The organism is Niastella populi (assembly GCF_002078015.1).
Classification (GTDB): domain Bacteria; phylum Bacteroidota; class Bacteroidia; order Chitinophagales; family Chitinophagaceae; genus Niastella; species Niastella populi.
The window spans coordinates 44001-63574 of sequence record NZ_LWBP01000188.1 but is presented as its reverse complement, the minus strand read 5'-3'; the positions used below and the strand labels follow the sequence as shown (position 1 = coordinate 63574).

Here is a 19574-nt window from a genome sequence, read left to right as displayed (position 1 = left end):
ATGAAACAACTGATAACCAATAAGCTCGCGGAAGTAGAAAAAGAGAACGGCATAAAGATTCTGTTCTCCTGCGAATCGGGCAGCCGGGGCTGGGGATTTCCCTCACCCGACAGCGATTACGACGTGCGGTTTATTTACGTACGGCCCTATCGATACTATCTGTCGGTAATGGAACGGGCCGATGACCTGAATTTCGCCATCAACGGCGACCTCGATATGTATGGCTGGGACCTTCGAAAAGTGCTGCAACTGACGCGAAAGTCGAACGTTACGCCGTTCGAATGGCTGCAGTCGCCCATCATATACCGGCAGGAGCCAGGTTTTAAAGAAGAACTGTGGGCTTTATGCCAGCATTATTTCGGCCGGCGTTCGAATATTCATCATTACCTTGGGATAGCCCAGGGTGCGTTGGCCGGCATCGCCAATGGCAATGAGATTGCGATCAAAAAACTGTTCTATGTTCTGAGGCCGTTACTGGCAGCCAGATGGTGCCTCGAAAAACAACAAATTGCGCCTATGACCATTGGCCCGTTGATGACACTGTTGCCGGCGCATTTACAGGAACAGGTATGCAGGTTGATAACAAGAAAATCAACCGCCGCAGAAGGCTTTATAATACAGATAGATGCTGAATTGAAAACTTATATCGACCAGGAATTCGCCCGCATCGATGAAGCATCGAAATCGCTTGAAAAAGAACCTTTCGGTGCAGAAAAGCTGGATGAGTTCTTTGTAAACACCATTACAAAGTATGACCATTAAAGATATAAAGGGGCAGGGATTGCTGTTGTTCGAATGCATAAGCGGCAGTAAGGCATACGGGCTAAATACCGCCACATCCGATACAGACCTGAAGGGAGTTTTTTATTTGCCTAAAGCGCAATTCTATGGCCTCGATTATACTCCGCAGATCAGTAATGAAACCAGCGATGAAGTGTATTATGAGCTGGGACGTTTTGTAGAATTGCTTACAAAGAACAATCCCAACATCCTGGAGGTACTGGCATCGCCCGATGACTGCATCCTTTATCGGCACCCGGTAATGGACATGCTGCCTGTAAACATGTTCCTGTCGAAACTTTGCAAAGAAACGTTTGGGGGGTATGCCCTCACCCAAATAAAAAAAGCGAGAGGTTTTAAAAAGAAAATAGTGAACCCGGTTGACGAGGTGCGGAAGTCGGTGCTCGATTTTTGTTTCATTATGCAGGGCTATCGATCGGTACCGTTAAAGGAGTGGCTGTTGCAAAACAATTTTGTGCAGGAACAATGCGGCCTGGTAAGCATCGCCCACACAAAAGGATTGTATGCCCTGTTCTATGACGAAAAGAACCTTCACCGTTACAGGGGCATTATGAGCAGCGAACTGGCCAACGAAGTATCGTTATCGTCGATACCGAAGGGTGAAAAAGAAAAAGCGTACCTGTTCTTTAACCTCGAAAACTATTCGTCCTATTGTAAAGATTACAAAGAGTATTGGGAATGGGTAGAAAAGCGGAATGAGCACCGTTACCTTGGCAATGTTGAACATGGCAAAGGCTACGACGCCAAGAACATGATGCATACCATCAGGCTGTTGCAGGTGGCGGAAGAAATATTGACACAGGGAAGGCTGAATGTAAAACGGTTCAACCGCGATGAACTGCTATCCATAAAAGCAGGCGACCGACCATATGACGACCTGTTGGAAATGGCCGATTCACTGATGTCACGTATAGAAGCCGCTTATTTTAACAGTCCCTTACCCGAAGTTCCGGACAAAGAAAAAGCGGAGTTGGCATTAATACAAATGCGGGAAACATTATACGGGTAAACCCGTAATTTTTAAAAGGCATAACCGATGTTTTTGGATCGGTTATGCCTTTGCTTTTTGATCTTGACAATTATGGATAAGTCCGTTAGCGTTAACAACTGACAAGGCATTTTTTCTTCAAAAAATAGGTTACTTTCATGTGGTTTTTGGAATAAAGAAAAGATCAATAACCTTTCCACCCATGAGAAAGTTCCTGAAATACACTGGTTATTCCATCTTAACCTTTGTAGCACTCATCCTTGTATACCTAAGCTGCGCGTGGGTACTATCGCGTTTAACCGTATCCGCAGAAAAAAACGCAGCCCGCCAGGTCACCATCTACATCAAAAGCAGCAGTGTTCATACCGATATTCTTTTACCTGTAAAATCTAACCTCAAAGACTGGAGCAAAAGCATTTTATACAAACATACCCGCACCGCCGATACCGCATTTAACTACATTGCCTTTGGCTGGGGCGATAAAGGTTTTTACCTCGAAACGCCCACCTGGAACGACCTGAAAGCAAGTACTGCATTCAAAGCCGCCTTCTGGCTAGGCTCTTCGGCCGTTCATACCACTTACTACAAAACACCTAAAGAAGGAAAGAATTGCGTAAAACTGGTGATCTCTGCTGAACAATACCAGCGGCTGATCAGCTTTATTGAAAAAAGCATGCAATTGAATAACGCGGGGGCGCCTATTGCCATCAGTTATGCAAAACCATATGGCAATAACGATGCGTTCTACGAAGCCAAAGGCCGGTACAGCTTATTCCATACCTGTAATACCTGGGCCAATAATGCGCTGAAAGCCTGCGGTCAAAAGGCCTGCTGGTGGACGCCTTTTTCAACGGGTATCCGGTATCAGTATGGGCAGAAGTAAATAGACGTGCCACACTTTGAAAGGGTGGCACATCTATTGAACGCTTACACTTATTTTGACTGCCACTCTACATCATCTATATAGGCCGTCCAGGTACCCGACCGGTTAGGCGAGTTCAGAACAATGGCATCGAGCGTTAGTGTCGATGCATTCAGTACACCGTTGCCACCGCTTACATTTACACCGTTCCAGGTGGTAAGATCGAAAATATAGCCGTGCCATGCGCCGTCATTGATCACATTGAGCGTAGCCGAACCTTCCGTTCCATCGCTGTCATCGACATAGATCTGCACCGTACTGCCACTGGCCGCATTGGCGGTCTTTAACCACAATTTGACGATGCCATTCTTCGAAAATGAAGTATTACCGGCAGGTGTGCCTTCTGCCGACAGCATCCTTACCTTCCAGGGCGTTGTTACACTCGTATTGTCGTTCAACGTAAGCAACAGGTGCGTGCTTGAACCGCTAACATAATGCGTGGCCGTCGATGAAGCGGCAATACCTGTAGTACTTCCGCTGTATGTAGGCGAAGTATTGAAGTGGCCTACCCCGTTTGCAAAATCATCGAGCACTTTAATGGTGGGTGTTGGCGTGGTTGAACATACGTTCAACTCCTTTGCATATAATAATGACCATGGATTGATGGCATTATTATAAACCCCATCGGGATACAACGAGTAATGCAGGTGTACGACGCCGTTCGATGCCGTACCTGTTTTACCCACATACCCGATAATATCGCCGGCCTTTACCACTTTTCCATTTACCATACCGGAGGCTATGGATTTCAGGTGGCAAAAGAAATGATACCAGCCTGTGGAAGTTTTGATAGTCACTTTATTTCCTGAATAATCTGACCAGCCGGTGAGGGTAAGTGTACCGCCAACCGTTGCAGCAACAGGCGTACCTTCGGCCGCCCAGATATCAATTCCGAGGTGATCGCCGGCAACGAAATCGCTGTTTGAAGAACCTCGATTGCAATTCCACGAAGCGCGGCTGCCGCCATCGAGCGAACGGTCATAACCCGTATTGTGCAACCCTCTTACAGGGTACACATCGATCTTAGCAGCACCCGAGGTTTCCTCCTTTGGATCATCAGGTACCTGTTCGCTGTTGTGTTGTTCCTTTACGGGGTCATTTTTCGGTTGCTGGTCGTTGTTTTTGCTACAGGATGCCATGAAAAGCACCAGCATGACAATCAATACATGATTTTTTCTCATTGAAAAGGTTTTAGTTTATGAAATAATTGTTTAGCCTGTACAAATAGCCGCCTGGCCGTATGTATGCAACCGGATAACACAGTGCATACATGCAGCATTAAAAACGCTTATGCGTTATTCTGCATTCAGGGGCGAACGTTAGGGCAGGCGATTAAAATGCGCACGTAAAATATTGCAGGGATTAAAGGCAATGAGTGAATTGTGAGGGGTACACGTAATATAGGTAGAAGAATTCTATTTGCATGCCAGAAATAAAAAAGGTGGATAAATGTATATCCACCTTTTCTTTATGTACCACATGTACTGATCGCTGTTAGTTACTTCTTTTCATTCATCGCTTTCTTTATTACCGGAAGAATTGCATCAGCAATGCGCATAAAACCAAGATCGGTTAAATGTATACCATCGATGGTTGCTTCATGATCATTACCGATGAGTTTATCGCTTTCTATATAAAAGATATTCTTAACACCTTCCTGCTTCAATCGCTCATATGTTTTTTTGATCTCTTCATTTTGCCTTCTTACCGTTGTACCTACCTGTTGATCAAAGAGGCCATTCTGCCTGAACACCGTCTCAACCAATACAATAGGCGTGTTGGGCCGAAGCCCGCGAATGTATTTAATAAAATAATGTGAGCGGTCCCTGATCTGCTCGGGCGAAGGATTGGGTATACAGTCCAATACATAACAGTCCGCTTGTACAGTGGCTATGTATGCTGCCAGTTCCGGTTCCATTTTTGCACTGCCGCTAAACCCAAGGTTAATTACATCATAACCGGTTCTGCGTTGCAGTATTGCCGGATAGGCCATCCCAGGCCGGCCGGCCGATGCGCCCTGCACCACACTTGACCCATACACTACGATCCGTTTTGTTTTATTGATGGCAGGCTGTGCCGGTTTATTGATCACCGCATCTTTTTGTACGCCGATCTGTAATTGACTGATGCCATTGTACAGGGGGAGGTATAACATGAACTGTTTCATGCTGCCATCCATATGCTGAACGATCAGTTGGTTTTGGCTGGTACCTTTTGCCGGTTTGGCAACACTTACAAATTGCCATTTGCCGTTTTGGAAACAATACAGATCGAGACCGCTGTGCGCAATCGGCGTCATATTGTGCATGTACACTTCAGCAGGTAATGTCCATTTTGCACGAATGATGTTTGAATTTGTTTCGAACAGCACAGCAATACCGGCGCTTTGTTTGGCAAGGTTTTTAACAGCCGGGGGAAAACCTTTAGCGTCAACGCTATCTACCCGCCGGTAGATCGAATCTGTTGTTTTTGCCTTACCGGTAAGCAATAGGGTTGCGGCATCAATGTATCTGATGCTGTCTTGTGAATACATAACCTGCCGCATCAGCAGGAACGCGGCGGTTAGCAACAATCTGGCAGAAGGAGTTCTCATTGTTTAGATTTATAAGCATTTCTTATGGATCGAGCGGATCAAGCGAATTGGGTTGCCATGAATCGGGGGAAGGCACATACTCCGTTTCCGTACCACTTATTTTTTTAATAATGTTGAACGGCATGTATCCCAGTTCCTTTATTACCTTATTTTTCATGCCACCGTTAATATAGTTATTCTGCGCCGCATCGGTTACGATGAGTACCGGTTTATTTTTTGGAATTCCATACAGGAAGATCAGGCGATTGGTGTTTCGAAGGTTTGTAGTGGTATGCCTGGCATGCGGTTCAATAATTATTGCGGCGGCGGGAATTTTCAGTTTCTCAACCATATATTTTTTCATTTCAACCGCTTCGCAATAAGGCGTTTTATATGGGTGAACATGGCCACCGGACACAACAATGAACGGCGCTTTTCTTTCACGGTATCGCACTGCCGCGCTATCACAGCGTCTGGCGCCATTGGGATCAAGGCTTACATTCGCTTGCTCGGGACCAAGACCGGGTACCATAATCACACTATATGGATAATGATCCCACCGCACTTTTTTTGTAAGGTTCAATGCAGCCTTATTTTCTTTCAGGTACATGGGTTCATAACGAACCGCCTCATCGCGCCCGTTCAGCAAAAGCGCTTTTAATGCCAACTGTAGTGGTACATTAAAAAAAGGCCGTGTTTTGAATTTATTGTCCAGTACTTTTTCGACACTGACACCTACGTTGGCCGTGAAATGGAGATCATCTTTATCAAAACTAATTGAATCGATCTTCGGGTACAACGGCTTTTGCCCACCAATGTATGTGTTCAGGATATAAGCTATTCCGCGTGTTTCGGTTTGCCATAGTTTACGAACATAGGCTGTATCCGGTTCCTGTATGAATAAAGGATAGAGCCCGTTTATTTTCAAAGTACGGATCAATCCCCTGATGGATGCCTCCGTTAATACCAGGTGCACCAGTTCGTTGCCAATGGATGTTATTTCCGCATCGGTAAATTGTAAAGTACGGCTGTAACAGGCGCCCGATTTACAATTCTTTATCGCATCCATAGCATCATGTTCCAGCCTGGCACGCGCGGTTATAAAAACCATAGGCTGTGGGTTTAACTTTTTTAAAGGCGTTTCAAGCATATACAAAAAAGGGAAATTCTTTTGCAGCAGTAACCTGTCTTTGTCAGATAAAGCCATGGCATTGGCTGTTCCAATCACCAAAACAAGGCAGCAGCAAAAGAATTTTAAAAATTGGTATTTCATTTTCTTTATTTCAGATCAAGCAAAACGGGGTAATGGTCTGAGTAATTGTTTGTAAAGTCATCCGCAATCACCTTTGCAGCCACGATCTTCTTTACAAGATCTTTGCTCACAAAGATAAAATCGATCCTCGAACTTACATCGGTCCCGCTTTTTGGTTCAAACCGTTTTGGGTGCACCGTTTTTACAAATTCAGGCGTCATACTTTTCAGTGCATCGGTAAAACCGCCCACCAGTACTTTTTCAATTACCGTATAATCGAGCTTGTTGTCAACAAGTTTTTTCCGGGGTGCGTATTTCTTTTCATACTTCAGGTAATTCTCTATCATACGCCCATCACTGTAATTGGCTGAATCGGCGGGCGACAGGGTATTGAAATCACCCATGATCAGCCATCGTTGCTTTGAAGATTGTGCGTTTATGTGCGCCAGTAACAGATCCACTTCCTGCCGGCGTTTACGGTAATCGAACGGTGTAAAGTGCAATGATACCACATTGAGATCTTTCACCCTCGCAATTATAAAACCGCGATCCATATTGTCGCTTACCTTTTGCACATTTACAATGGGGTATTTACTGGTGATGGCCACCGGGAATTTCTCGCCTTCTATCAGCAATACGGCATACGGATGTCCGTACGACTCGGCCAGTTTCTCCAGTGAAACCTGGGTAAAACCCGTTACTTCCTGCAGGGCCAGTACATCGGGATCCATTTGTTTCACCCATTGAACAAAACCGGGTTTGCCGGCTGAAGTGTCAAGACGCATGCCTTCATAAATATTATACGTTATTGCACGCAACCGGTTGTTTTGCGAAAAGGCCGGTACCAGGGCAAAGAAAAACAGCAACAGAAAAAAAAAGGCGCTTTTCAACATTTTCATCATAGTTACTTTGGGGTCAATGGTAAATGGTCACTGGTGAACAGGGTTCGCAATTTGAATTCCTGATTAAGTTTTTAGCCTCGCGTATCAGGCAAAATTGACCATTCAATATTGACCATTGACCTGTTTATTTGATCACAATTTTCAACGATTCATTCACCGGTTTTGAATTTACATAAAGAATGTAAGCACCTTTAGGCAGATATCCCAGATCGATCTTTTGTTTTCCACCGGTATACTTTTTTTCAGTTAATTTTTTTCCGTAAGTATCGAGCACCTTCAGGGTAAAATCGTTTACCTGATGCTGCTTGAAATCAATGGTAAAAACGCCATTACCGGGGTTGGGATAAACTATTACCCTGGCTTCTTTTTTCTGTATCATATCAGTTGTGGCGGAAGGCACCGCAGCATTGGGACCTGCTACCAGGCGGGCGCCTGCCGTACCGTTTAAATCAACCATAATGTCATCGATAAAAACAAACCAGGTGTTGGACGTATTGGGCTGCGTGAATTCAATTGAATTTAAACGAATGCCACTGCTTTCAAGTGTACCGTTACCTGTATCGAACGTTGTTCCGTTATAGTTCGCAAGGTCCCATACATATTTGTGCCATTGCCCGTCATTGATCACATCGAGCTGTGGCGATAATTCTATTCCATCGGTATCATTCAGCCAAAGCCGCACTTTGGCGCCGGTATTTGCCGTTGAAGTGCGCATATAGAAGCTGAACGTACCGGTGTTATCGAAGTAGCGGTTCTTTGTAATATCGCCGCTGCCCGATAAGATGCGAACTTTCCACGGTGTGGTCACCGAAGTGTTGTCGTATAGTTTAAGAATAAGCGACCCGTAACCGCTGTGGCAGGTTTTGGCTGTTTCAACAACTGAACTGGCAGATATGCCTACGGTTATGTTGCTATACGTCGGCGGGCGGTTGAAATGCCCTACACCGTTTTCAAAATTGTCGAGGGTAATGCTTGAAAGATAAGCCAGCAGGCAACTTGGAATATCCCTCGCCCCACTGGCGTCGGATGGAATATTCTTCAACATGTCATTCCCCATCATGGTGGAGGAACCGCCGCCGTCGAAGTTCAATGCCTGGTAACAACCAAGGAACAACATGAAACTGCCAAGGTCAACCAGCTTAATACCAACGCTCCTGGTGGGCTGCCTTCCATCTACAACCACAAAATATATTTTTGATTTTGACTGGTTATAGCCAATAGCCGTCCTTGGCGCAAGACTGTCCGGTACCGCGCCGCCTTCTTCACCCAGGCTTGTGTTGGTATAATTAACGCCATCTTTAACCAGCCGGGTCCAGCCGCCGGAAAGTTGTTTTATATTGGTTATGCCGGTTGAATCTACCTGCAGGTTCAGGGAAATCACATCGTTTACGTTGATCGCATCGAGAAATGTTTTTGCGGTACCCGTTCCAAACAGTACAGCCTGCCCCGAGTCGTACGGCATTTGTCCGGAGGCATATTTTGCCAGTACCTTACACTGAACGGTTGCATTGGCTTTCCAGCCGTGCGGAATTACAGGTTCTATTTTTATACCAGCACCCCCTGATGGTACCGGGGCCGATGTACCTCTGAACCGGTTATACATGATCAATTGATCGCTGAGGCCATACCACCGGTTTATGCGGGTGAGGGTACGGGTTGTTGCGCCGGCGGTAACACTGTAACTTTCTTTGGGTTTTGTAATAAAGGGAACTCTGTTCTCTGTAATGCCAAACACGTGGCGGTTAAGCGTGGTATCCCACAGGATCTCGCCATCGCCGATCATCATATGTCTGGGATTTTTTTTGGTACGGTTGCTGGTAAAGAAATCAGAATTGATAGCAGCCGTTACATCGTGCTGACGAAAATGATCATGCGCACTGTACATAACCGGTAACTCTTCGGGCAGCGCATCTATTACTCCGCCTGATTTTACCGCCTGCAATTGTATGGTGGGTTCGCCAAGATCGATCTCCATTACATGGAAACGTCTTAACGGGGATGCGGTTGAGTAATGTTTATAAACAACGCCCGGCGACATCCGGCGGGTAGAGTCAAGCGTGTATTGACACATGCCGTTAGCCCACGCCATAGTGCATAGCATGCCCAGCGAGATAGTTTTTCTCATAGTAAATAAGTAATATGGTTAAGGAATTAATCCCAGTAAGGATTCTGCTTCAGATTAGTGTTAAGGGTTAAATCTTCTGTCGGCAGCGGGTAATAATAATCGCGCTCTTCCCTGAATTTGCGTGGGGTGCTGTACAACGGATTAAAGTTGCCCGATGTAGTATTGCTTAAACGCTTTTGATTGACATTAATGATACTGGTTGTACCAGCCGGAGCGCCACTGGCATTGCCCGCATGTAAAAACACATCGGCCTTTCCATCATTATTGAAATCAAAAGCGCCCAGTCCCGGGAAATACATACCCACCATTGGCTTTTCGAGTTTCAATCCTTCTTTCCAGCGCATGAGGTCATCCCAGCGCAATCCTTCGTTGAACATTTCTATACGCCGTTCGCGCCTGATCTCCAGCAGCACCCCTTTATTGGCAGCATTACCAAGTTTGATGTTGGGATACCATGATTCGAGGTATGGATCAGGATTGCTGTTTGCCACCGCCAGGTTCAGGTTGGGCATACCGGCTCTTGCACGCAGTAAGTTTATGGTTTTATCCAAATCGGTTTGCGTGAGTGTTCCCAGCTCTGCCTTTGCTTCGGCCATTATCAGCAATGCTTCGGCATACCTGAAGATGATAATGTCGTTGTAAGAATTGGATGCTCCCCACTGGTCGCGGGTGGCCAGCGCTTTTATCACCCGGTAACCGGTGGTGGTAATGCCAAGGTTGACCGGCTCGCGGGTTGTTTCTTTATAGGCCGTGAAATCCGGACCAGGTGTGGTTTGTGTCAAACGCGGATCGCGGTTCTGCATTTCTTCATAAAAACCTTTTGTTTGATAATCCGGCTGGTCGGTAAACCGGCTGCCGTCCTTCATCAGATAGCTGTCGATCATGTCTTTCGGAATACCATATACGCCGGCAGTAGGCGCTACCATCAGGTAACTCAGCCCGTGACGGGTAAACGTAGCGCTAAAGTCCCGTGCCAGGATCGTTTCGGTGGCATCCTGGTCGTTGCGGGCAAACAATTCGCGGTACGATGCATTTACACCGCCGGTGGTGAACAGCTTATACGCACCGGAAGTTATCAACTCATTGGCTGCAGTAGCGGCTTCTTCCAAAAATTTATCATGGTCGCCCAGTGCGTGGTATTTTCTAAAGGCTCCTTCAAACAAACAAATACGTGCCTTTAGTAATAGTGCCGTATACTTTGTGATCTGGTTCAGTTGCACTTCCTTTGGAATATTCGCTACCGCATAATTAATATCAGCGAGCACCGAGTCCATTACCAGTTTGCGCGAATCGCGGGCTTTGAACAGGTCGGGATCGTTTGCCGTGAGCACCTTATTGTAAAAGGGTACATCGCCATAGGTTTTTATTTTGTCGTAATAGAAGAAAGCTCTGAAGAACCGGGCGATGCCCCCGTACTTCTTCTTTGCAGCTTCATCGGGGCATTTCTCATAATGTTCGAGGAAATAATTTATTTTCCGAAGATCGGTCCATGACCAAACAGTTGATGAGCTGGCAGCCGGCACTATACGCGCGCCTTTTACGCGGTCGCTTACTGTAAGCTGAATGATATTGTCGCTGTTGGCATCATCGGTATATACCATGGTAGTAGGCAGCATCTCATAAAATCCATTGGTATAAGCCTGCAGGTCGGTAGCCGTGTTGAAGAATTTATCTGCATCGATACTATCAACCGATGTTTTATCGAGAATATCGCTTTTGTTACAGCTGGTTATATAAAGTGCAGCAATTATTGCCGGTATTATGAATATGCGTTTCATTGCCATTTCTTTTGAGTTCATGAATTAGAGTGTAAGGTTGACGCCGGCTGAAAAGATCTTTCCGATGGGATAGTCCTCAGCCCTGCCCCGGGTTACGGCGCTTTTAGGGTTTGAATAATTAACACCGGCGCCGGCCATTTCAGGATCGAGATACCTGGTTAACCCGCCAAAGCTCCAGGTTAAAATATTCTCCCCGCTGAAGTATACCCGCAATCTTTGGATCTGCGCACGTTTAGTCAACCGCTCTGATAATGTATAACCGATCGTCAGGTTCTTGATTCTCAGGAACCCTACATTGGTTAGATAGTAATCGTTGGTTTCGCCCAGTGAACGCAGGCCGCTGGAATTAAGGGCGGCATAACCACGGTTAATTTGCGGATACCTGTTCTTTGGATGCTCAGGCGTCCAGGCCCTGCTTACCAGGTCTTTTCTGATGAACGATAAATAAGGCCGTTCGTAAGGCCCCCAATAGATATCGCCCGAGGGGTACCAATCCTGTTTTGCCACACCGGTTCCTGCTATCGACAGATCGAAATTCTTCCAGTCGGCGCTGAAGGTAAATCCAAACGGGCACTGCGGCATGGCGTTACCTATAGGCGCCCAGTCGCCATGATCGTCGAGTGTGTTCTTTCCTTTATTGATAGCGCCATCGTTATTCAGATCGAGGTACTTGACATCGCCGGCACGCAACCCTTTCCATTCGGTATTTTGAACAATGTTGATCTCGTAGTTATATACCTGGCCAAGACTGGTGCTGGGATTAATGAAACTGTTCTGGTAATCCTTCGCTTCTTTATCGCTTTGAAATTGTCCGTCTATTTTGTAACCATAAATGGTTCCCAGCTTCTGCCCTTCCCAATAGGTGTTCATTAAGCCATTGGGGTTGGGATATTTGGTAATAACGCCTACAAAGTTGTAAACGCTGGCGCTTGCGCGAAAACGGAGCGGACTACCAAACACCTGGAAGTTGTTATTATAGCCAACACTCAGCTCAAAACCCCGGTTACGCAAACTGCCGATATTTTCACTGGGTTCATTAGCGCCAAACACAGAAGGCAGGGGTTCGCCCGGCAGGTACATGTCCTCCACATTTTTTTCGAAATAGTCAAACGATGCGGTTAAGCGGTCATTGAAGAAACCCAGGTCTGCCCCGAAATTGGCCGTACGGGTATTTTCCCAGCTCACTACCTTAGGCAGGGGTAACGGAGCTCCTACAAAATTTGCCTTTGCACCGTTGATCAACCAACTGGTTTGACCCGTTGCCAGGAGCTGCCGGAAGGTGTTGTCCGCGATATTCTGATTACCTAGTTTACCATACGAAGCCCTCAGCTTGAATGAACTTATTATTTCTTTAAGCGGCTCATAAAACTTTTCACGGCTAATGTACCAGCCGGCTGAAACGGAAGGGAAAAAGCCCCAGCGGCTATTCTCAGGGAATTTGGATGAACCATCGTACCGGGTATTCACTTCAAGCAGGTAGCGGCTCTTATAGTCATAATTGAACCTACCAAAAAATCCCTGTATACCCCAGGTGTAGCCTTCACCGGTGGCGCGTAACAGATCGGTACCAAGGTTAAGACTGGCGAGATTGTTGGCCAGCAGGTTACCCTGTTCACCGGTAACCTGGTCAGAGGTCACTTCCTCCTGGTTATAGCCTAACAACAACTTCAGGTTATGATCTTTCAGGCTTTTCGAATACGTACCATAAATGTTCAATGCATTGTAATAACTGCGATCGCGTTCTTCCGTCAACCTGTTTACACCACCGGTTTGCAGCAGCACTTTTTCGCCGCTCAGGTAAGAGAACTGGTTTAGCCGTGTGGTGCGCGCCAGTTGATTGATGGTATTGCTGTAGTCGATATTGAACTGCAGATCTTTAAATGGTGTGATCTTTCCACTGATCGTATTCACCAGCTGCTCACGATGCAATTTTATATAGTTCGATCTGTCGCGAAGGGCGCCCTGGGCACCGCTGGCAAAAAAGTCGAACGGTTTGCCATCGATCTCCGTGGGATAAAAGGGAAAAAGAAAATACCAGGTGGTGTTGCTCCACAAACCACCGTAGCCCGATTTGGCGCCGGCAAATTCCAACTGATCATCTGAGCTTAACTGCGTGTTGTTGCTGATCTCTATCCAATTATTCACTTTAAACTTCAGATTGCCTTTGAGATTGTACTTTTTGAGTTTGGCATCATCGATGTTCTGAATGCTTTGGGTTTCATAGATCCTGGCGGAAAGATAACCCTGCATTTTTTCCGTACCACCCGACAGCGAAAGGTTGTGACTGCTGGAAGCCTGCCATTTCCTGAACAGGTAATCGTACCAGTTTGTGTTGTAAAAGAATTTATAACTGCCGTTGGGCTGCAGCTCCCTGAATGGCTCCAGTTCACCCGAGATCACTTTTTGTAATTTTTCATAGTCGGCATCGGTATAGCCGGTATAGGTTGTTCCGTTGTAACCATACAAGGCGGCATCAACGGTTTTCCCGTAATCATATGGGTTCGAAATAAAGTCGGTGCGGTTAGTAGGCCGGGTTTGGCCAAAGTTATTGGTGTAATTGATCTGTGTTTTCCCTTCCTTTCCTTTTTTTGTAGTGATAAGGATTACGCCAAATGCACCACGGGCGCCATAGATGGCTGCTGACGCCGCATCTTTCAGCACGGTAACGCTCTCCACATCCATGGGATTAAGGCGGTCGATGCTTCCCTGTATTCCATCGATGAGCACAAGCGGCGAACCGCCATTGATGGAATTGAAACCACGAATATTTATCTCCGGGGTTTCGCCGGGGTTACCATTATTCGACTGGATGTTCAACCCCGGCAGCAAACCCTGTAATGAGTTAACGACATTTGAAGTAGGCCGTTGGTTGATGGCTTCACCGCCAATCTGCGAAACGGCGCCGGTAAGGTTGAGCTTTTTTGTTGTGCCATACCCTACTATCACTACCTCGCTCATGTTCTGCATAAATTCAGTAAGGGCCACCGCAAATGAAGCGCTGGATGCCGGCAGTTCTTTGGTAACATAACCGGTGTATGAAATGATCACTACATCGTTATCATCAATATTGGTCAACTCGAATTCACCATTTTCGTTCGTCACCGTTGTGCGATTCGATTGACGGGTCCTAACTGTGGCGCCCGCAAGCGGCCTTCCTTTGCTATCGGTAACTTTTCCTTTTATATTTACCGGCGGCAGCGTTTCCTTTTCTTTTGACTTTTCTTCCGCTTTTTTAACCGCCTCTTTTATAATGATGCCTTTATTGCTTATTTCGAAAGAAAGATTGGAGCCGGACAAACAGGCATTCAAAACAGCAGACACGTCGGCGTTGGTCATGTTGACTGAAATATTGCCTGTTTTTTTCACAGCTTTTACATTGTAAACAAAATCGAGCCCGCTTTGCCGTCTTATTTCCCTGAAAATATCTGTCAATGGTTTGTTGCGCTCGTTGATGGTTATTTTTTGCGCAAATGCAGTTGTATGCAATTGCAGCATGAGCATACCCCAAACCATTCCTGCAATTAATTTTTGTTTACAGCAAACGGGATGCTTTTTTATACGTTGATGACCTGTATAAAATATCATATACCTTCAGTTAGTTATTTATATAAATAAAGTTTTACCGGTTTGTTTTTTGAAAAGCGAATAGTTACCCGGGCAATGCATACAGCACCGCCGGCCCAATATTCAACAGGAAGGTTTAGTTTAAATTACCTGGTGATGATGATCTTCTTTCCTTTGCCTGAACTATCCCCCGGAATTATTTTGAAATGAATGGTACCGGTAGATTCAAACATTTTTAGTACGTCTGAAATATTCCTGAATTTGGAGATCATACCCCCAAATTGTTCTTCGCTAATATCACCCAGGTATTCCGGCGTAAAATCGTACCAGCGCGCCAGCTTGCGCATAATGCTTTTGATATCTTCATCAACGAAAATAAAATAGCCGTTCTTCCAGGCAACCGCCTCTTCCACATCAACCTGTTTTATCTTCATTTTATTTTTATTACCCAACACCGCCTGCTGCCCGGGTTTTATTATTTCCGCTTCCTGCAAACTGGCAACTTTAACCGACCCTTCCAGCAACGTAACTGCCTGCGCGGGTTCGTTGTCGTATGAATTCACATTAAAGTGCGTACCCAGCACTTCTACCGTTGATGTTTTAAAATGTACTTTGAATGGCCGCGCCCTGTCTTTTGCAATTTCAAAGTAGGCTTCTCCGCTCAATTCAACATCTCTTGTATTACCTGAGAAATTAACCGGAAATTTTATCCTTGAGGCGGAATTAAGCCACACTTTACTGCCATCTGATAGTACGAGTTCATATTCGCCGCCGTTCGGAACTTCGAGAATATTATATACCGTTTCGTTTGAGGTATTCAATCCGTTGCCGCTTTCGTAAATGATCTGCCCGTTCCCGCTTTTTCTAACTTCGGCGTTTCCCTGCATACTCAACATGCCTGTGCCGGTTGAATCGAGAACGATCTGTTTATTATCGGCCAGTATCAGCACGGCCTTGTTTTTCCTGCCGGGCAACAGGTCGGGAACGCTCGTTTTGTTTTGAACAACCGGCTTCACAGTTGATGTGGCAGCAGGTTGTAATAACCATACGCCGGCTATTATCAATACACAGGCGGCCGCTGCAACACCGGCCCATTTCCAAAAAGGCGACATACGTACTACCGGCCGTTGTTTCGTAATATCGATCTTCGATTGTACCGCTGCCAACAAAGCCTCGCTATCTGACTGTTTAAAATATTGGGCATTACCGGGCTGGTTTTCCATCACATCCCTGAAAAATTGACGGGCTGTACGCGCATGCTCGTTTTGAGCAAGCAGGTTCAGGAGCTCTGCATGTTCAGCTTCGCTGATCGTTTTATTATGAAAGCGTTCTATAAGCGTATCGAGCCTTGAGTTAGCCATGATAAAAGATTCTTGTAGTGCCGGTCACTACGCTTTTATAAATTAAAGACACAAAAAGGAGAAAAAGGGAGATATGAAAAAAGAAAAAAATTAAAGAAATTTTGAAAAAAGTATGATCAGCCCCGAGGAAGGTCCTGCTTTGATGAGCTTCACAATCGTTTGCATAGCCCATTGCTGGTATTTTTTTACCGAGTTAACCGAGAGATCGAGTTGAAAGGCTACATCTGCATTTTTGAGCCCCTGCTGCCGCAACAGGTAAACCTTCTTTTGTTGTTGTGGCAACTGATCTACTGCATTGTCGAGCAGGGCGTAAGGATCGGTTTCAGGTACCGGTTCGTTCTCTTCCGATTGTGCGTAATGATGGGCAAGCGCAGATTGTTTTTCTCTTTCCTGCACCAGTTTTCTGATGGCATTCAGCGTATGATTGCGGGTAGTAATAAAAAGCCAGGCGCTGAAATTTTTTATAGCAGGTAATTCTTTGCGGTTTTCCCACAGTTTTACAAAAACGTCCTGAATGATCTCTTCGGTGAGTTCTTTCGAGCGGGTAACGGAGAAAACAAAACCACCCAGTTGCTGGTGATACTCATAGAACAGGCTGCTGAACGCGCGTTCGTCATCCTGCGCAATCGCCTGTAGCATACCATTATCTGTCAAGGGATGTAACACCGTACAATTAGTTGGTCGATTCGAATTTATGATTATTTATCAAATTTCCGAATTTTTACCCGCAGATGCTAATCGGTGGCAGGCCTTGCTGCGATGATAATGATTTAATAATTTAAGCCGAGGCTGATAGCAAGGCTTTTCCTTTAAAAATTCCTTCAGGCTGGCAAATTCCGCCCCGGTCTCCTTTTTTTTATAACTTGTCGTTTCCGTACAAGTGCAGGAAAATATTTTTCCCGAAATTACATCCCCTTTTTCCTTTTAAGCCCTGCCCGAATAATTGTTACACCATTTATAGAAGTCAATATAAACCATGCAACAGGAATTTATTGAAATCAGGGGTGCAAGGGAGAACAATCTCAGGAATGTTTCCCTGCAGATCCCGAAACGAAAGATCACCATTTTTACCGGGGTATCCGGTTCCGGAAAATCTTCCATAGTATTTGATACCATTGCTACGGAAGCCCAGCGCCAGTTGTACGAAAACTTCAGCATGTTTGTTCGGAACTTCCTGCCAAGGTATGCGCCGCCACAGGCAGAGGCCATCGAAAATTTAAGCATGGCCATTGTGGTAGATCAGAAAAGGCTGGGTGGCGGATCAACTTCCACTGTTGGTACTATAACCGATATTGCGCCTGTGCTGCGACTGCTGTACTCACGGGTAGGGCAACCGCATGTTGGTTATTCCAATGCTTTCTCTTTTAACGATCCGCAGGGTATGTGCCCCGAGTGCAGCGGGTTGGGAAAAAAGCTGGGGGTTAAAGCGGAATCATTTCTCGATCTGGATAAATCGCTAAAGGAAGGCGCCGTGCAGGTGCCGGTTTTTGCATCCTGGGAAATTGCCATGTATACCAGCTCAGGCTTTTTCGATGTAAATAAAAAACTGCGCGATTACACCGCCGAAGAAATGGACCTGTTGTTACACAGCAAACCGCAAAAAATAAAGATGCAGTTTGGCGGCGGTATTATCAATGTCACTTACATGGGCATCATTGAAAAATTCACCAAAGCATATATTAAACGCGATCTGAAAACGCTTTCCGAACGAACACAAAAGAAAGTGGCGCCATATATAGGCATGGGCCCTTGTCCTTTGTGCAGGGGCGCCCGGTTGAGCCAGGCGGCATTGAACTGCAGGATCAATAAAAAAAATATCGCCGAGCTGTCGGCCATGGAAATTACCGAGCTCATCGATGCATTGAATAGCATTACCGACCCGGTAGCCGCGCCCATGTTAAAAACACTCCGTGAAAGGTTGCAACACCTGGTTGATATCGGTCTCGATTACCTGAGCCTCGACCGCGAAACCAGCACTTTATCGGGCGGGGAATCGCAGCGTATAAAAATGGTGAAGCACCTTAGCAGCAGCCTTATAGATGTAATGTACATTTTCGATGAGCCCAGCGTTGGCTTGCACCCGCGCGATGTGCATCGCCTGAACGATCTGCTGAAAAAGCTGCGCGACAAAGGTAATACGGTTATTGTAGTGGAGCACGACCCCGATGTGATAAAGATCGCCGACCATATTGTGGACGTTGGCCCGCATGCAGGCAACAAAGGCGGCCATATTGTTTTTGAAGGAAGTTTTACCAACCTGCTGAAAGCGCAAACGCTTACCGGCCGGTTTATGAAACAAACCATTCCCATTAAAGACAGCTTCAGAAAACCGGCGGGCGTTTTACCTGTTAAAAAAGCCAAAGTAAACAATCTGCAGCATGTGAATGTGGATATACCGAAAGGTGTGCTCACCGTTGTGACCGGCGTAGCCGGTTCGGGAAAAAGTTCGCTTATACATCAGGTATTCTTAAAACAGCACGAAGCAGCGATCGTGATCGATCAGTCTGCCGTTGGTACCACCAGCCGTTCCAACCCCGCCACCTATACCGGCATAATGGATGATGTAAGAAAAGCATTTGCAGCGGCCAATAATGTAAGCGCCTCCCTGTTCAGCTTCAACTCGCAGGGCGCCTGTGAAAACTGCCAGGGTGCGGGTGTTGTGTATACCGATCTGGCTTTTCTCGACGGCATAAAAACGCCGTGCGAAATTTGTGAAGGCAAACGGTTTAAAGAAGAAGTGCTGGCTTACCTGCTCAACGGTAAATCAATTGCCGATGTGTTGAACTTAACGGTGCAGGATGCCCTTGAGTTTTTTAAACAAAAGGAAATACAGAAAAAATTACAGGCGATGAGTGATGTGGGGCTGAATTATCTTACGCTTGGCCAGCCGCTGAGCACCTTATCGGGCGGTGAATGCCAGCGCATAAAACTGGCCAGTGAACTGCATAAGAAAGGAAGCATTTACGTAATGGATGAACCTACCACCGGTCTGCATATGTCAGACATCGGGCATTTGCTGGCGATCATCAACCGGCTGGTTGATACCGGCAATACCGTCATCATCATTGAACATAATATAAGTATTATCAAAAACGCCGACTGGATCATCGATATGGGGCCCGAAGGCGGGCATAAAGGCGGACAGGTTTTATTTGAAGGCACGCCGAAAGATCTTTTAAAAGCAACACACTCGCTTACGAGTGCTTATCTGAAAGATTGAATCTGCCCGGGGCAAAGGAGGCTTGCCCCGGTATTTGAATGAACTTAATTCCCAAAGGTGGGTCGCCCGTTCTGAGCGGCTCACCTTCC

Annotated in this window: 13 protein-coding genes; 4 read left to right on the top strand and 9 right to left on the bottom strand. The window is 46.0% G+C overall.

Annotated elements, in window-relative coordinates; all coding sequences use genetic code 11:
- The 3 genes from A4R26_RS17130 (at position 1) to A4R26_RS17120 (ending at position 2672) form a co-directional block, all read left to right on the top strand.
- Positions 1–762 (top strand): nucleotidyltransferase domain-containing protein, encoded by a 762-nt coding sequence (locus tag A4R26_RS17130; RefSeq protein WP_081165485.1) that lies wholly within the window; start codon positions 1–3, stop codon positions 760–762.
- On the top strand, positions 752–1810 hold the full coding sequence (locus A4R26_RS17125) for a DNA polymerase beta superfamily protein (RefSeq protein WP_081165483.1): 1059 nt from the start codon (positions 752–754) through the stop codon (positions 1808–1810). Before A4R26_RS17130 ends, A4R26_RS17125 begins: the two co-directional genes overlap by 11 nt.
- A 181-nt stretch (positions 1811–1991) precedes the next feature.
- Positions 1992–2672 (top strand): TIGR02117 family protein, encoded by a 681-nt coding sequence (locus tag A4R26_RS17120; RefSeq protein ID WP_081165481.1) that lies wholly within the window; start codon positions 1992–1994, stop codon positions 2670–2672.
- A 50-nt stretch (positions 2673–2722) separates the two neighbouring features.
- On the opposite strand, the gene A4R26_RS17115 is transcribed toward A4R26_RS17120, so the two are convergent.
- The 9 genes from A4R26_RS17115 to A4R26_RS17075 form a co-directional block, all read right to left on the bottom strand.
- On the bottom strand, positions 2723–3892 hold the full coding sequence (locus tag A4R26_RS17115; protein ID WP_081165476.1) for a M23 family metallopeptidase: 1170 nt from the start codon (positions 3890–3892) through the stop codon (positions 2723–2725).
- Between the two features lie 317 nt (positions 3893–4209).
- The gene (locus tag A4R26_RS17110) at positions 4210–5304 is read right to left on the bottom strand and encodes an SGNH/GDSL hydrolase family protein (protein ID WP_081165473.1); all 1095 of its coding nucleotides are present in this window, start codon (positions 5302–5304) and stop codon (positions 4210–4212) included.
- A gap of 22 nt (positions 5305–5326) precedes the next feature.
- Positions 5327–6556 (bottom strand): YdcF family protein, encoded by a 1230-nt coding sequence (locus A4R26_RS17105; RefSeq protein ID WP_081165470.1) that lies wholly within the window; start codon positions 6554–6556, stop codon positions 5327–5329.
- Between the two features lie 5 nt (positions 6557–6561).
- Positions 6562–7437 carry an endonuclease/exonuclease/phosphatase family protein gene (locus A4R26_RS17100; protein ID WP_081165467.1) on the bottom strand — a complete coding sequence of 292 codons (876 nt, stop codon included), beginning with the start codon at positions 7435–7437 and terminating at the stop codon, positions 6562–6564.
- A 124-nt stretch (positions 7438–7561) separates the two neighbouring features.
- The gene (locus A4R26_RS17095) at positions 7562–9562 is read right to left on the bottom strand and encodes a phosphodiester glycosidase family protein (protein WP_081165464.1); all 2001 of its coding nucleotides are present in this window, start codon (positions 9560–9562) and stop codon (positions 7562–7564) included.
- Positions 9563–9588: 26 nt separating this feature from the next.
- Positions 9589–11340, bottom strand: a complete 1752-nt coding sequence (locus tag A4R26_RS17090) for a RagB/SusD family nutrient uptake outer membrane protein (RefSeq protein WP_081165461.1) — start codon at positions 11338–11340, stop codon at positions 9589–9591.
- Positions 11341–11364: 24 nt separating this feature from the next.
- Positions 11365–14925 (bottom strand): TonB-dependent receptor, encoded by a 3561-nt coding sequence (locus tag A4R26_RS17085; protein ID WP_081165458.1) that lies wholly within the window; start codon positions 14923–14925, stop codon positions 11365–11367.
- 125 nt (positions 14926–15050) lie between these two features.
- On the bottom strand, positions 15051–16265 hold the full coding sequence (locus A4R26_RS17080) for a FecR family protein (RefSeq protein ID WP_081165455.1): 1215 nt from the start codon (positions 16263–16265) through the stop codon (positions 15051–15053).
- Positions 16266–16355: 90 nt separating this feature from the next.
- The gene (locus A4R26_RS17075; RefSeq protein WP_081165452.1) at positions 16356–16904 is read right to left on the bottom strand and encodes an RNA polymerase sigma factor; all 549 of its coding nucleotides are present in this window, start codon (positions 16902–16904) and stop codon (positions 16356–16358) included.
- A gap of 337 nt (positions 16905–17241) precedes the next feature.
- On the opposite strand from A4R26_RS17075, the gene A4R26_RS17070 reads away from it, so the two are divergent.
- The gene (locus tag A4R26_RS17070) at positions 17242–19485 is read left to right on the top strand and encodes an ATP-binding cassette domain-containing protein (RefSeq protein ID WP_081165449.1); all 2244 of its coding nucleotides are present in this window, start codon (positions 17242–17244) and stop codon (positions 19483–19485) included.
- Positions 19486–19574 lie beyond the last annotated feature (89 nt).

Bases quoted from the DNA above. Each gene is read 5' to 3' on its own strand.
- A4R26_RS17130 (WP_081165485.1), top strand. From the start codon at position 1: ATGAAACAACTGATAACCAATAAGCTCGCGGAAGTAGAAAAAGAGAAC.
- A4R26_RS17125 (WP_081165483.1), top strand. From the start codon at position 752: ATGACCATTAAAGATATAAAGGGGCAGGGATTGCTGTTGTTCGAATGC.
- A4R26_RS17120 (WP_081165481.1), top strand. From the start codon at position 1,992: ATGAGAAAGTTCCTGAAATACACTGGTTATTCCATCTTAACCTTTGTA.
- A4R26_RS17115 (WP_081165476.1), bottom strand. From the start codon at position 3,892: ATGAGAAAAAATCATGTATTGATTGTCATGCTGGTGCTTTTCATGGCA.
- A4R26_RS17110 (WP_081165473.1), bottom strand. From the start codon at position 5,304: ATGAGAACTCCTTCTGCCAGATTGTTGCTAACCGCCGCGTTCCTGCTG.
- A4R26_RS17105 (WP_081165470.1), bottom strand. From the start codon at position 6,556: ATGAAATACCAATTTTTAAAATTCTTTTGCTGCTGCCTTGTTTTGGTG.
- A4R26_RS17100 (WP_081165467.1), bottom strand. From the start codon at position 7,437: ATGATGAAAATGTTGAAAAGCGCCTTTTTTTTTCTGTTGCTGTTTTTC.
- A4R26_RS17095 (WP_081165464.1), bottom strand. From the start codon at position 9,562: ATGAGAAAAACTATCTCGCTGGGCATGCTATGCACTATGGCGTGGGCT.
- A4R26_RS17090 (WP_081165461.1), bottom strand. From the start codon at position 11,340: ATGAAACGCATATTCATAATACCGGCAATAATTGCTGCACTTTATATA.
- A4R26_RS17085 (WP_081165458.1), bottom strand. From the start codon at position 14,925: ATGATATTTTATACAGGTCATCAACGTATAAAAAAGCATCCCGTTTGC.
- A4R26_RS17080 (WP_081165455.1), bottom strand. From the start codon at position 16,265: ATGGCTAACTCAAGGCTCGATACGCTTATAGAACGCTTTCATAATAAA.
- A4R26_RS17075 (WP_081165452.1), bottom strand. From the start codon at position 16,904: ATGCTACAGGCGATTGCGCAGGATGACGAACGCGCGTTCAGCAGCCTG.
- A4R26_RS17070 (WP_081165449.1), top strand. From the start codon at position 17,242: ATGCAACAGGAATTTATTGAAATCAGGGGTGCAAGGGAGAACAATCTC.